This is a genomic window from Pseudomonas petroselini (genome assembly GCF_045037875.1).
GTDB lineage: Bacteria > Pseudomonadota > Gammaproteobacteria > Pseudomonadales > Pseudomonadaceae > Aquipseudomonas > Aquipseudomonas petroselini.
Genome location: NZ_CP173614.1, coordinates 3,118,938 through 3,133,139, shown reverse-complemented (window position 1 = coordinate 3,133,139; position 14,202 = coordinate 3,118,938). Strand labels below are relative to the sequence as shown.

Here is a 14,202-nt window from a genome sequence, read left to right as displayed (position 1 = left end):
ATGAATGCACCCCGTGTTTCCCATCCCCGAGAACCCGGGCTGTTTGCCCGCGCGCCGAACCTGGAACGCTACCGCGTGGCCGCCGGCGGTGTGACCCTGGTCGACTTGCAACCCGGCGACGGCCTGCACGTGATCGACGTCGAAGGCCGGCAAACCTGCACACTGCTGGCCCTCGACGCTGGCGGTCGCAGCGCGCTGGCAAGCTGGGGGCTGAACGCGTCAACGGCGTGCCGTGTACCTGGGCGTATCGGCCAGGCGCTCCAGCGGCGCGGCATCGACGCACAGGCGTTGCCGCTGGCCGCCTCGCTATGGGACGCCGACAGCCCGCCCGGCCACAGCCGGCAGTTTGTCGCCGAGGACGCGCTGCTGGTGATTGTCGCCGCCCCCGCCGAGGCTACGGCCGTCGACCGGCAATACCGGCCCAGCGAGCTGCGCCTGATAGTGACGCGGACCAACCCGTCGTCGCTGCTGGTGCCCGCCCTGCCCGAGCCGTTGGGCGATGTACTCGACGAATTCACCCTGCGCGCGGGCACGGCCCACAGCTACACCGTCGCCAAGGGGCAGTACATCCAGGTGCTGGACGTCGCGGGCCGCCAGTGTTCGGACTTCGTCGCCCTCGACCGGCGAGCCCTGGATCGCGGCGTGGAACTGGACCTGGACCAGACCGTCACGCGCACGCTGAACGGCAGCGCGTATCCGGCACCGGGGCTGTTCTCGAAGTTTTTCGACCGCCATATGCAACCGATGCTGGAGGTGGTGCAAGACACCGTCGGGCGCCACGATTCATTCGCCCTGGCCTGCGCGGCGCGCTACTACGAAACCCATGGCTATTTCGGGCACGACAACTGCAGCGACAACCTCAGCCGCGTCCTTGCGCCCCAGGGCGTGCAGGCGCGCAACGGCTGGCCGGCGATCAATTTCTTCTTCAACACCGGCATCGATGCGCACCAGCAGATGACCCTGGATGAACCCTGGTCGCGGCCCGGCGATTACGTGCTGCTGCGGGCCATGAACGACCTGCTGTGCGGCAGTACCTCGTGCCCGGATGACATTGACCCGGCCAACGGCTGGAACCCGACCGATATCCATGTCCGCATCTACAGCGAGAAGGAGCGTTTTTCCATCGCCATGAGCACTCGAACCACGGCGGATGCCGACCCGATCCTCACCCGTGAGTCCGCGTTCCACTCACGCACCCGCGCCCTCACCGGCAGCTTCACCGACTACCGCAATTGGTGGCTGCCACTGCGCTACGACGGTTACGGCGTGACTGAGGAATACCTCGGTTGCCGCGAACGGGTGGCGGTGATGGACCTGACCGCCCTGCGCAAATTCGAAATCATCGGCCCCGACGCCGAAGCCCTGTTGCAGTACTGCCTGACCCGCGACGTACGGCGCCTGGCGGTGGGCCAGGTGGTGTATTCGGCAATGTGTCACGCCCACGGCGGCATGCTCGACGACGGCACCCTGCTGCGCCTGGGCCCGGACAACTTCCGCTGGATCTGCGGCGAAGACTACGCCGGCGTGTGGTTGCGCGAGCAGGCACAGAAACTGGGCATGAAGGTGTGGGTCAAGTCGGCCAGTGATCAGATTCACAACCTGGCGGTGCAAGGGCCGCTGAGTCGCGAGCTGCTCAAGCAGATGGTCTGGACCCCGCCCACGCAACCGAGTGTGGAGACCCTCGGCTGGTTTCGCTTCCTGGTCGGTCGGCTGGACAGTTTCGACGGCTGCCCGTTGATGATTTCGCGCACCGGCTACACCGGCGAACTGGGCTTTGAGGTGTGGTGCCAGCCCGAAGACGCCGTACAGGTCTGGGACCGCATCTGGCAACTCGGCCAACCCTTGGGCCTGGTGCCCCTGGGCCTGGAAGCCCTGGACCTGCTGCGCATCGAAGCCGGGCTGATTTTCGCCGGCTACGAGTTCAGCGACCAGACCGATCCGTTCGAGGCCGGTATCGGTTTCAGCGTGCCGCTCAAGAGCAAGACGGATGACTTTATCGGTCGCGACGCCCTGCTACGGCGCAGCGCCCACCCCAGCCACAAACTGGTCGGCCTGCACCTGAGCGGCAACGAGGTCGCCCACCACGGCGACCCGGTGTACCAGGGCCGCGCCCAGGTCGGGGTGATCACCAGTGCCTGCCGCTCACCGCTGCTGGCCAGCAATATCGCGCTGTGCCGGGTCGACGTGAGCTGCGCCGAGCCCGGCACTGAACTTGAGATCGGCAAAGTCGATGGCCTGCAGAAGCGCATCAGCGCCACGGTCAGCGCCGCGATTTTCTACGACCCGGACAAAAGCCGGGTGCGCAGCTGATCGTCCCGAAACGGGAGTGCCAGCGCATTTTGACTGCCCCAACCTAACCGCTATTCAGACATGGGAATACGAAGATGGAAGCGACGACGTTCGAGGCTGTACCGCAGGCTGCCGGCTCGGTGGGCAGCCTGCACCGCAAGATCGATTGGCGCGGGGCATTCTGGGTCGCCAGTGGCGTACCCGCGCTGGTGTTGTTCTCCATCGGTGCGATTGCCGCCACGGTGGGCAAACCGGCGTGGATCGTGTGGATCGTGTCGATCCTGTTCGGGTTTATCCAGGCCTTCACCTACGCCGAGATCGCGGGGCTGTTCCCGCACAAATCCGGCGGCGCCTCGGTGTACGGCGCGGTGGCCTGGGTGCGCTACAGCAAACTGATCGCACCGGTGTCGGTGTGGTGCAACTGGCTGGCTTGGTCACCGGTGCTGTCCATCGGTTCGGGGCTGGCGGCGGGGTATATCCTCACGGCGCTGTTTCCCGCCGATGCGTTGATCAACACCTGGCAACTGACGCTGCTGGACCTGGGCTGGGTGAAAAGCGGTCTGTCGTTGCGCATCAACGCGACGTTCGCCATTGGTTTGTTGATTTTGCTCACGGTGTTTGCCGTGCAGCACGGCGGCATCCTGCGCTCGGCACGACTGACCCTGGTGCTCGGCGTCACCTCGTTGATTCCGCTGCTGCTGGTGGGCGTGGTGCCGTTGTTCACCGGGGATGCGACCCAGGCCAACTTCCTGCCGCTGTACCCCTTGGCCCATGACGCAGCCGGGCAAGTCATCGATGGGCCATGGGATATGTCCGGCTGGTCATTGATGGCCGGCGGGCTGTTCATGGCGGCGTGGTCCACCTACGGCTTTGAAACGGCGGTGTGCTACACCCGCGAATTCAAGGACCCCAAGCGCGACACCTTCAAGGCGATCTTCTACGCCGGCCTGCTGTGCATCCTGGTGTTCACCCTGGTGCCGCTGGCGTTTCAAGGCAGCCTCGGGCTGGGGCAACTGGTGACGCCAGCGGTGCTCGATGCCAGCGGCGCAGTCGTCACGCCCGCGGTGTACAGCGGCCTGCTCTCGCCGGCGATCTACAGCGGCATGGGCGTTGGCCAGGTGATGGCCGACAGCATCGGCGGCGGCAAGGTGGTGGCCAATATCGTATTGATCATGCTGGTGCTGGCGACGTTGCTGGCGATCATGACCTCGATGTCCGGCTCGTCGCGAACGTTGTACCAGGCGTCGGTGGACGGTTGGCTGCCCAAGTACCTGGGGCGCACCAACGAACATGGCGCGCCGACGGCGGCGATGTGGACCGACCTGTCGTTCAACCTGCTGCTGTTGCTGATGTCGGACTACGTATTCGTGCTTGCGGCTTCAAACGTCAGCTACATCATTTTCAACTTCCTCAACCTCAATGCCGGCTGGATCCACCGCCTTGACCGCCCCGACTGGGTGCGCCCGTACAAAGCCCCCACCGTACTGCTGGCGGCCGGCGGCGTGCTGAGTTTCGTCAACCTGGCCTGCATGGGCCTGGGCGCGGACATCTGGGGCGCGGGCACGCTGGTCACCGGCTTGTTGCTGGCGCTGCTGATCCTGCCGGTGTTCTGCTACCGCCACTATGTGCAGGACAAGGGCCGCTTCCCCGCCGCCATGCTCACTGACCTGTATATCCAGGCCGATGACGGCCAACGCCGCGCCGGCTGGCTGCCCTATGCCACGCTGGTCGCCGGTGTACTGGTGGTGTATGCCTGCCATCAACTGGTAGCCTGAGCCTTCTGGCCTGCCTATGGCTGAGGGATTCTTGTCCCTCAGCGCCTTGATTCCCCCAGACAACGGTGACGCTTTTGACCAGTTCTCTCCCCACGCTTGCCCGCGATATTGACGGCAAGGCCATCTCTGCGCGGGTGCTCGATGAGGTTCGCGAAGAGGTCCTGCTGCTTGCCTCACAGCAGATCTACCCGGCCCTGGCAGTATTGCTGGTGGGCGACGACCCGGCCAGCCACGTCTACGTGCGCAATAAACTGCTGCGGGCCAAGGACGTCGGGATTCGCTCCCTGGAATACCGGCTGCCGGAGGATGCCAGCCAGACGCAGGTGCTCGACCTGCTTGCCCAGTTGAATGCCGACACATCGGTCAACGGCATCCTGGTGCAATTGCCGCTGCCGGCGCAGATCGACGAAGCGGCGGTGATCCACGCGATCGACCCGATCAAGGATGTGGATGGCTTCCACCGCGAAAACGTCGGCGGCCTGGTGCAAGGCATCGAGGTGCTCACGCCCTGCACACCCAGCGGCTGCATGCGCCTGCTGCACGAAACCTGCGGCGACTTGAGCGGCTTGCACGCGGTGGTGATCGGTCGTTCGAACATTGTCGGCAAACCCATGGCGACCTTGCTGCTGCAAGCCAACTGCTCGGTCAGCGTGGTGCACTCGCGCAGCGTCGATGCACCGGCGTTGTGCCGCTTGGCCGACATCGTCGTCGCCGCCGTAGGCCGACCGCAGTTGATCGATGCCCGTTGGCTCAAGCCCGGCGCAGTGGTGATCGATGTGGGCATCAACCGCATCACGACCGAGACCGGCACGCGGTTGGTGGGGGATGTGGATTACGCCAGCGCACGCACCGTGGCCAGCGCGATCACGCCAGTGCCCGGCGGTGTGGGGCCGATGACGATAGCCTACTTGCTGAAGAACACCCTGGTGGCGAGCCAGCTGCAACGCAGCAAGGCAAATGAGGGAGGGAGCTTGCCCCCGATGGCCGTGGCTCAGCTACAACCAAGCTGACTGACAGACCGCTGTCGGCGCATAGGTATCCACAACGGTAACCACGATGCGAAGCGAGCCGCCCTTGATCTTGCTTTAGCTCTTGATCTCAGGCGCCCCGTCAACCACGCTGGCCGGAATTCGATATTGATTTGGGGGGTAAACCGGCAGGGATGCCGGTTTAGCCGCCCCGCGCCATGGATGGCGCGTGGCGGCGGCCCCCCAAATCAATGTCGGATTACGGGCACACCGAGCCTAGGCGAGGTGCCGAGTGGTGGGGCGAAGGCTTTTTGCTTACTTTTGGGCCTCTCCAAAAGTGAGTCGCTGTAAGAGCCATCCCTTTCAAGGTCTTTTCGTTTTGGCAGCCTTGATTACCCGGTCGGTTGAAACATGTGCATGTACCGCAGTGCCTTGGACCCATGTTTTGGGCTTAGGCACCTTGGGGCCGCGGGGGCTTTTCGCCACTTGTTTTGGTTGGATGTTTCTAGCCAGCTCCAGTAAGCGCCGGGCCAGTTTTTCCAGAGCAATGACGGGAAGATGTTCCGAGGGCAGCGCAATCTGCATTCCCTCATAACCACTTCTAACCTGAATCGCCAAGTGATAGATCGAGGCCTCCCATCCTTCAGGCTGGGTACCCCGATGAGCTTGCTCGACGCTTCGTTTGAGGACGGCCAGGACGTTGTAGGCCAATACCGCAGTAGCGAACCCGAGTAAGGCGGCCTTTGGGCTGCCAAGGGTTTCGATTTCACTTTCCAGGATTGCTTCCAGTCGCTGGAACATACCTTCAATGCTCCAGCGGCGGCGATAGAGTTCGGCGATCTGCTGTGCACTGACGCTCTGGGGGAGATTGCTCCAGAACATCAAGCTGCTGTCACCCGAGTCCGTTGGGGAATGAAGGGTCAGTTCGACACGCCGGCATTGGTAACCGCCTCTGACCTGAATTATCTGCTCACGCACAGTGCCTGTTTCCACAGGCACTGGCTCTTGCCACTCACCCTCTTGAATCAAGCGTGGATGCTTGGCTTGCTGACGAATGACAAAGGAGGTTTGGACCTGCTCACAAGCCTCCATAACCGGGAGCGTGCAATAGAGTCGATCAGCCAGCCACACTTGGCCTGGCTCGGCATTGGCCAATAGAGGCAGCACACAAACGCGCTCGCTTGCATAGGCATCCTCACACGCCTGAAGGTCGATGACCTGATCCAGGTCGGGGTCGTAGGCCACCACCGAAAAACCGGGACGAGCAGCGCCGCGCTCCTGACGTAAAGCCCCCAAGCGTTTCTCAGTGGATGCCAAGTGATTACCGTCCACTACCCGAACTTGCCAACCCGGCAGCATCGCCGTGCAGCCCAGCTCTCTGATGGTTGGAGTCAGGCGCTGTGCACAGCCGGTAACCAGGGCACGCAACAGAGCAGGCTCGGTACGACTGATCTTGTCGTAAAGGGCCGCCAAGCTGACAGGAAGATCTTCCAGTTGCCGCGCGGCGGCGTGCAGGGATGGCTTCAAGCCCAATGAAACAAGGGACATCAGCTTGATGATGGTCGAGAACAGTAGCTCACGAGAATACTGCCGTTGCCGATGCTCCTCGAAAACCTGATCGACCCACTCAGGGGCAATAGCCTGTTCGAGCGCCAACTTGGCCATGACGCTCGCAGGTGCTTTTTTCTCGAAACGCGCTAGAACATCGGCCCACATCTTTCGGTACCCCTGAATGAAATTTCAGGGGATTTTACTAAAGACCTTGAAAGGGATGGCTGTAAGAGCGAAACCATAAGCAGCCGTTACCGCAGCAACGGATATGTACTCATTCCACTCCAGCATCCTGGTCGGCTGTCAGGCCGCCAGCGGGAGCAAGCTCCCTCGCCACAGGTTCAGCGCCATACCAGAGTGGTGTAGATACCGAGGCCCCGATGGCGCTGAATCAGTCACCTGATGAATCGACTGACACACCGCTATCGGGGGCAAGCCCCCTCCCACATTTAGATCGCGGTCTAACCGTTAGATGCCGCTCGGCTGTCAGGCCGCCAGCGGGAGCAAGCTCCCTCGCCACAGGTTCAGCGCCATAGCCAGAGTGCCGTAGATACCGATGCCTCGATGGCGCTGAATCAGTCACCTGATGAATCGACTGACACACAGCTATCGGGGGCAAGCCCCCTCCCACATTTGGATCGCGGTCTAACCGTTAGATGCCGCTCGGCTGTCAGGCCGCCGGCGGGAGCAAGCGCCCTCACCACAGGTACAGTGCTCGCCCTTAACTGACTGGCATAAGGGCAAGCCCCCTCCCACATGTTGAGCTGCGTTAACTCAGGGAAAATGATCAGTGGTTGTAGGCCCGCTCGTTATGCTCGGCCAGGTCCAGCCCCATCTCCTCCACCGACTCATGGGCACGCAACCCGACCAGGGCATTGACCACCTTGAGGATGATCCAACTGATCACAAAGCAGTACACCGTGGTCAGCAGCACCCCCTTAAGCTGGGCAACCACCTGCCCCCCCATGGTCACACCTTCCACCAGGCCCCCCATGGACGGTACGCAGAACACACCGGTCAACACCGCGCCGATCATGCCGCCGATGCCGTGCAAGCCGAACACGTCAAGGCTGTCGTCGTAGCCGAAACGCCGCTTCAACACCGTCACGCTCAAATAACAGAACACCCCGCACAGCAAGCCGATGGCCAACGCACCGCCGACGCCCACATAGGCGCACGCCGGTGTAATTCCCACCAACCCGGCCAACGCACCGCTGGCCAGGCCGAGGGCACTCGGCTTGCCGACCTTGAACCACTCGGTGAACATCCAGCCAAGAATCCCGGCGCAGGCGCCCAACTGAGTGTTGAGCATGACGATGCCCGAGGTGCCGCTGAGGCCGCCACCGGAGCCGATATTGAAGCCGAACCAGCCGACCCAGAGCATCGCCGCGCCGGCCATGGTCAGGCTGAGGTTATGCGCAGGCATTGGCGTGTTCTGGTAGCCCTTGCGCTTGCCGAGGATCAGGCACGCGGCCAGCGCGGCCACACCGGCATTGATGTGCACGGCGGTACCGCCGGCAAAATCAAGCACGCCCCAGTTATGCATCAAGGCCCCCGAACCGCCCCAGACCATATGCGCCACCGGGGCATAGACCAGGGTGAACCAGATGGCCATGAACAGCAGCGCCGCCGAGAACTTCATGCGTTCGGCAAAGGCGCCGGCGATCAGGGCCGGGGTGATGATGGCGAACGTCATCTGGAAGGTCACGAACACCCCTTCCGGAATATCCCCCACCAGGCTCTCCGGGGTCATGCCCGCCAGGAAGGCGCGGCTGAGGCCGCCGACAAAACTGTTGAAGGTCACCTGCCCTTCGACCATGCCGGTGGTGTCGACCACCATGCTGTAGCCGTAGATCACCCACAGCACGCCCACCAACCCGGCGATGCCGAAGCACTGGGTGAACAGCGAAAGCATGTTTTTCGCACGGACGAGGCCGCCGTAGAACAGCGCAAGCCCCGGCAAGCACATGAACAGCACCAGCACGGCGGCGGTGACCATCCAGGCGGTGCTGCCGGTGTTCAAGGTGGGTGCATCAGCGGCGTACGCCAAGGGTGCAAAGGCACCGGCCACTAATACACCGAAGAGGGATTTGCCAAGAAGACGATTGACCATGTTCAAAGCTCCTGCAAAAGAAATGGGAAGTACCTGGGTGTAGTGAGCGGGCTTGCCCCGCGCTGGGTGGCGAAGCCGCCCTTAAACCAACCGCCGCATTTCTACCTCAATGAATGCGGCGGCTTTATTGGGGCGGCTTTGCCACCCGGCGCGGGGCAAGCCCGCTCACTACAGGGGCCCGCTAGTAACCGGAACCCGGCACCCAACGGGTCCCCGCCAGCGGTACCCGGGCCATGGCGGCCGACTCCACGGTCAGCGCCACCAAGTCCTCGGGGTCGAGGTTGTGCAGGTGCGATTTGCCGCACGCACGCGCCATGGTCTGTGCCTCCAGCACCATCACCCGCAGGTAGTTGGCCAACCGCCGCCCGCCTTCCACCGGGTCAAGGCGCTTGGACAGCTCCGGGTCCTGAGTGGTGATGCCCGCCGGATCGCGGCCGTTCTGCCAGTCGTCGTAGAAGCCGGCGGCCGAGCCGATCTTTTTCAGTTCCGCGTCCAGTCGTGGGTGGTTGTCGCCCAGGGCAATCAGCGCCGCCGTGCCGATGGCCACCGCGTCCGCGCCCATCGCCATGGCCTTGGCCACATCGGCACCATTACGAATCCCGCCCGACACGATCAACTGGACCTTGCGGTGCATGCCCATCTCTTGCAAAGCCTGTACCGCTTGCGGGATGGCCGACAAAATCGGAATGCCCACATGCTCGATAAACACTTCCTGGGTCGCGGCGGTGCCGCCTTGCATGCCGTCGAGCACGATCACATCGGCACCGGCCTTGACCGCCAGCTTCACGTCGTAATACGGCCGGCTCGCGCCGATTTTCACGTAGATCGGTTTTTCCCAATCGGTGATTTCGCGCAGCTCGGCAATCTTGATCGCCAGGTCATCCGGGCCGGTCCAGTCCGGGTGGCGACAGGCGCTGCGCTGGTCCACGCCGATGGGCAAAGTGCGCATGCCGGCCACACGCTCGGTGACTTTCATGCCGAGCAGCATGCCGCCGCCGCCGGGCTTGGCGCCCTGGCCGAGGACGATCTCGATGGCGTCGGCCTTGCGCAGATCATCCGGGTTCATGCCGTAGCGCGACGGCAGGTACTGATACACCAGGTGCTGGGACTGGCCGCGCTCCTCCGGGGTCATGCCGCCGTCACCGGTGGTGGTGCTGGTGCCGGCGATGGTCGCGCCACGGCCCAGGGCTTCCTTGGCGTTGGCCGACAACGCACCGAAACTCATGCCGGCGATGGTCACCGGGATCTTCAGGTGGATCGGCTTCTTGGCGAAGCGATTGCCGAGGATCACATCGGTGCCGCACTTCTCGCGATAGCCTTCCAGCGGGTAGCGCGACACGCTGGCGCCGAGCAGCAGCAAGTCATCGAAGTGCGGCAGCTTGCGCTTAGTGCCGCCACCGCGAATATCGTAGATGCCGGTTTCGGCGGCACGCTGGATTTCCTGGATGGTCAGGCGGTCGAAGGTGGCCGACTCGCGCAGGACCGGAGGGGTTTGTTCAGTCATGGTGGAGCTCCTGATCAGTACGCGGAGGCGTTATCGACTTTGAAGTTGTAGAGTTGACGGGCCGAGCCGTAGCGCTTGAAATCTGCCGCCTGGTGGGCGAAACCGGCGCGGTCGAGCAGTTCCTGCAGCTCGTGCAGGTGTTCGCTGCGCATCTCTTTTTCGACGCAGTCCGAGCCCAGGGACTCCACCGTGCCTTTCACGTAGATGTGGGTTTCGTAGAGCGAATCGCCCAGCGCATCGCCGGCGTCGCCGCACACCACCAGACGCCCGGCCTGGCCCATGAAGCAGCTCATATGGCCGATGCTGCCGCCGACGACGATGTCGATGCCCTTCATGGAAATCCCGCAACGCGCGCCCGCGTCGCCCTCGATCACCAGCAGACCACCATGGGCCGTGGCCCCGGCCGCCTGGGACGCGCTGCCTTTGACGCGCACCGAGCCGGACATCATGTTCTCGGCGCAGCCCACGCCGACATTGCCGTGCACGGTGATCGAGGCCTGTTGGTTCATGCCTGCGCAGTAATAACCGGCGTGGCCCTCGATATCGATGGACACGGCCTGGTTCACGCCCACGGCGAGGTTGTGCTTGCCGTTGGAATGGGTCACGCGCCACTCGTTGTCGATGGCCTGGGCGTGCAACGCCTGGTTGAGGTCACGCACGGTGGCGGTGGAAAGATCGATGGTTTTCATGTGTGCGCTCCTTAAGCTGCTGACTCGCGTTCCCAGATGTACAACGTGGCCGGTGCCGGCTCCCAGATCCGCGCATTCTCGATGCCCGGCAGGCTCGACAGCGCCTGGTACTCGGAGGCCATGGCGACGTAGTCGTCGGTCTCGGCGAGGATCGCCGGCTTGCACGCAATCGGGTCGCGGATCACCGCAAAGCCGTTGCGCGTGCCGATGGCGAAGGTGAAGAAGCCGTCGAGGTCTTCCAGGGAATGGTCCAGCGCCTCTTTGAGCGAATCACCCTGTTGCAGGCGCCAGGTCAGGTAGCCGGCGGCGACTTCGGTGTCGTTGTCGGTTTCGAAGTGGATGCCTTCGCGCTTGAGTTCCTGGCGCAGGCGGAAGTGGTTGGACAGCGAGCCGTTGTGCACCAGGCACAGGTCGGCGCCGGTGGAAAACGGGTGACTGCCTTCCATGGTCACCGCGCTTTCCGTGGCCATGCGCGTGTGGCCGATGATGTGGCTGCCCTGCATGTTTGCCAGGCCGAAGCGCTGGGAAATCTCCTGGGGCAGGCCCATGCCCTTGAGGATCTCGATACTCTGCCCGGCGCTCATGATGCGCACGCTCGGCGCCAGTTCGGCCAGCGCCAGGCGTACCGGGGCTTCGTCGGCGTGGATCTTAAGTACAGCGGCGCTGGCGTTCTGGAACCAATCCAGGGAACAGCCGAGGCGCCCTTCCAGCTCGCCCATCAAGCCTTTCCAGTCGAAGGCTTCGGTGGTGGCTTGCAGGGTCAGCTTGACCCAGCCATCGGCGACTTCATCGCCGTAGATGGCGAAACCGGCGCTGTCCGGGCCACGGTCGGTCATGGCTTGCAGCATGGGTTCAAACAGCTTGCCGAGCTGGGGTTCCAGCTGCGGATTCTTCAGGTACAGGCCTACGATTCCACACATAACAAGTCTCCGTCACACGGTGTCAGAAAAATTCGGTATAGCGCTGGATTTCCCAGTCGCTCACATGGCGGCTGTACTCCACCCACTCCATGCGCTTGAGCTTGATGAACTCGCCTACGATCTGCGGGCCAAGCACTTCGGCGAACAGCGCGTCGGCTTCCAGTGCGTCGCAGGCTTCCTTGAGGGATTGCGGCAGGGTCTTGATGCCGCGCTCGGCGATCTGCTCGAGGCTCAGGCTGTAGAGGTTTTCGTTGCAGACGTGGTCGATTTCCAGCTGGCGATCGATACCGTCCAGGCCCGCGGCGATGATCGCGGCGCTGACCAGATAGGGGTTGCAGCCTGCATCCGGCAGGCGAAATTCCAGGCGACCGTACGGCACGCGCACCATGGCCGAGCGATTGTTGGCGCCAAACGCGATGAAGGCCGGGGCCCAGGTGGCGCCGGACAACGAGTTGCCGACCACCAGGCGCTTGTACGAGTTGACCGTGGGCGCGGCGAACGCACACAGCGCCGGGCCATGGGCGAGCAAGCCGGCGGCGAAGTGATAGGCAAGTGTCGACAAGCCCATGCCGCTCGGGTCGCTGGCGTCATGGAACAGGTTTTTGTTCTCGGCGCTGCTGATCGACAGGTGAAAGTGCATGCCATTGCCGGCGCGTTTCGGGTCGGGCTTGGGCATGAAGGAGCAGATCATGCCCAGGTCATTGGCGATCTCGCCGGCGGCCATGCGGAAGAAGGTGAAACGGTCGGCGGACGTCAGGGCGTCGCTGTAGGTGTAGTTGATCTCGAACTGGCCGTTGGCGTCTTCGTGGTCGATTTGATAGACCTCGAAATCCACCGCCTGCAAGGCTTCGGTCAGGCGCTCGAGAAACACCCGCGAACGCGACAGGCCCTTGTAGTCGTAGCAAGGCTTGTCGAGGTTGTCGCTGGGGTCGACCAATTGCAACGTGCCCTGCTCGTCACGGCGCATCAGGTTGAACTCGGGTTCGAGGCCGGTGTTCAGCGTCCAGCCCTTGTCCTGCAGGCGCTGCACTTGTTGCTGCAACACGTAGCGGCTGTCGTAGGGGTGGGGTTTGCCGTCGACATGGCCGACACACACCACACGCCCATAACCTGGCTGCCAGGGTACCGGGGTCAATGTCGACAGATCGCCGCGCGCCATGAAGTCCGGACCGTGGGGCTCCATGCCCATGCCGCTGATGGCAAACCCTGCAAACCCCGCGCCCTCTTCGGCCACTGTCTTGAGCCCGCAGATGGGCACCGACTTGGTCTTGGCCGCACCGTGTATATCCACAAACTGCGCAAGCACGTACTTGATCCCGTGCTTGTCGATAATGCGCTGGGTTTCTGCTGGCAACATTGCGTGTCACTCCTCGCGAAAGGCAAAACCGTGTGGGTGGGCCTAGGCTGTCTTTTTATTCCTAAAAAGAAAGTTAGTTTCCCTACAGGAATGCAATACCCTTGCCAGATTCGCGGACGGCTGTTTGATGTGCCGGTGAAAGCGCTTTTGTGCTGTATATATGGGAAAATTCTTTTCCCTGCAGGAATACGTACAGCGGGGTGGCCTTTAAGCGCCAGACTTTGCACTTTCCCAGTGCGAAAATAATATTACTGAACGGAAACCGTGCAGGAGCCGATGATCATGTCCACCGAAACCGCCCCGCGCCTCAAGCTTGAGCAATACCTGGGGCTGCAGATCAAACGCCAGCGCCAGGCCCAGGACCTGAAGCTATCTGACGTGGCAAAAATTGCCGATATCAGCCAGGGCATGTTGAGCAAGATCGAGAACGCCCAGGTCTCTACCAGCCTCGATACCTTGAGCCGCCTGTGCGATGTGCTCGGGCTGCCGCTCTCGAAATTATTCAGCGAATACGACCAGCAGGATGGCAGCGCCTTGCTGGTCAAGGCCGACCAAGGCATGGAAGTGGTGCGCCGGGGGACCGAGAAGGGGCATACCTATCACCTGCTCAACCACACGCGCGGGCCGAAGAAGAGCTTCGAGGCGTACATGGTCAGCATGGATGACGCCAGTGAGGAGTTTCCGACGTTTGCGCACCCAGGGACCGAGTTTCTGCACCTGCTTGAAGGGGAGCTGATTTATCGCCACGGCAACCAGTTGTATCGCATGGAGGCCGGGGACAGCCTGACGTTTGAGGGCGAGATTCCCCATGGGCCGGAGGAGTTGGTGCGGGTGCCGATTCGGTTGTTGTCGATCATGAACTACGGCAACGACAAAGAATAAGCGGCTTTGCTGCACACCTTTTAAAGGCGCATGAGCACCTTGTAGTGAGCGGGCTTGCCCCGCGCTGGGCGGCGAAGCCGCCCCAGTAAAGACATCGCCGAGTTCCAGATAAGACCAAGTCGCCTGGTTTGGGTCGGCTTCGCCACCCAGCGCG

10 protein-coding genes are annotated in these 14,202 nt (G+C 62.7%); 4 read left to right on the top strand and 6 right to left on the bottom strand.

Annotation, left to right across the window (positions count from 1 at the left end; all coding sequences use genetic code 11):
* The 3 genes from ACI512_RS14675 (at position 1) to ACI512_RS14665 (ending at position 5,074) form a co-directional block, all read left to right on the top strand.
* The gene (locus tag ACI512_RS14675) at positions 1 to 2,310 is read left to right on the top strand and encodes a DUF1989 domain-containing protein (RefSeq protein WP_236380199.1); all 2,310 of its coding nucleotides are present in this window, start codon (positions 1 to 3) and stop codon (positions 2,308 to 2,310) included.
* Between the two features lie 74 nt (positions 2,311 to 2,384).
* Positions 2,385 to 4,064, top strand: a complete 1,680-nt coding sequence (locus ACI512_RS14670; RefSeq protein WP_012723555.1) for an APC family permease — start codon at positions 2,385 to 2,387, stop codon at positions 4,062 to 4,064.
* Positions 4,065 to 4,138: 74 nt separating this feature from the next.
* Complete coding sequence (locus ACI512_RS14665) at positions 4,139 to 5,074, top strand: bifunctional 5,10-methylenetetrahydrofolate dehydrogenase/5,10-methenyltetrahydrofolate cyclohydrolase (RefSeq protein ID WP_043205171.1); 936 nt, start codon at positions 4,139 to 4,141, stop codon at positions 5,072 to 5,074.
* 321 nt (positions 5,075 to 5,395) lie between these two features.
* Here ACI512_RS14665 and ACI512_RS14660 read toward each other — a convergent pair whose 3' ends face one another.
* The 6 genes from ACI512_RS14660 to glnT form a co-directional block, all read right to left on the bottom strand.
* A complete protein-coding gene (locus ACI512_RS14660) occupies positions 5,396 to 6,697 on the bottom strand; it encodes an IS4 family transposase (RefSeq protein WP_082893840.1) in 1,302 nt (433 codons plus the stop codon).
* A 673-nt stretch (positions 6,698 to 7,370) separates the two neighbouring features.
* Positions 7,371 to 8,696, bottom strand: coding sequence for an ammonium transporter (locus tag ACI512_RS14655; protein ID WP_064052588.1), 1,326 nt, complete (start codon positions 8,694 to 8,696; stop codon positions 7,371 to 7,373).
* 181 nt (positions 8,697 to 8,877) lie between these two features.
* Positions 8,878 to 10,200: an FMN-binding glutamate synthase family protein gene (locus ACI512_RS14650; RefSeq protein WP_012723552.1), complete on the bottom strand. Its 1,323-nt coding sequence runs from the start codon at positions 10,198 to 10,200 to the stop codon at positions 8,878 to 8,880.
* A 14-nt stretch (positions 10,201 to 10,214) separates the two neighbouring features.
* Complete coding sequence (locus ACI512_RS14645) at positions 10,215 to 10,889, bottom strand: protein glxC (RefSeq protein ID WP_012723551.1); 675 nt, start codon at positions 10,887 to 10,889, stop codon at positions 10,215 to 10,217.
* A gap of 11 nt (positions 10,890 to 10,900) precedes the next feature.
* The gene (locus ACI512_RS14640; protein WP_012723550.1) at positions 10,901 to 11,809 is read right to left on the bottom strand and encodes a glutamine amidotransferase family protein; all 909 of its coding nucleotides are present in this window, start codon (positions 11,807 to 11,809) and stop codon (positions 10,901 to 10,903) included.
* Between the two features lie 22 nt (positions 11,810 to 11,831).
* Complete coding sequence (gene glnT / locus ACI512_RS14635) at positions 11,832 to 13,166, bottom strand: type III glutamate--ammonia ligase (protein WP_012723549.1); 1,335 nt, start codon at positions 13,164 to 13,166, stop codon at positions 11,832 to 11,834.
* A 282-nt stretch (positions 13,167 to 13,448) separates the two neighbouring features.
* On the opposite strand from glnT, the gene ACI512_RS14630 reads away from it, so the two are divergent.
* Positions 13,449 to 14,048, top strand: coding sequence for a helix-turn-helix domain-containing protein (locus ACI512_RS14630; RefSeq protein WP_027603577.1), 600 nt, complete (start codon positions 13,449 to 13,451; stop codon positions 14,046 to 14,048).
* Positions 14,049 to 14,202: the final 154 nt, after the last annotated feature.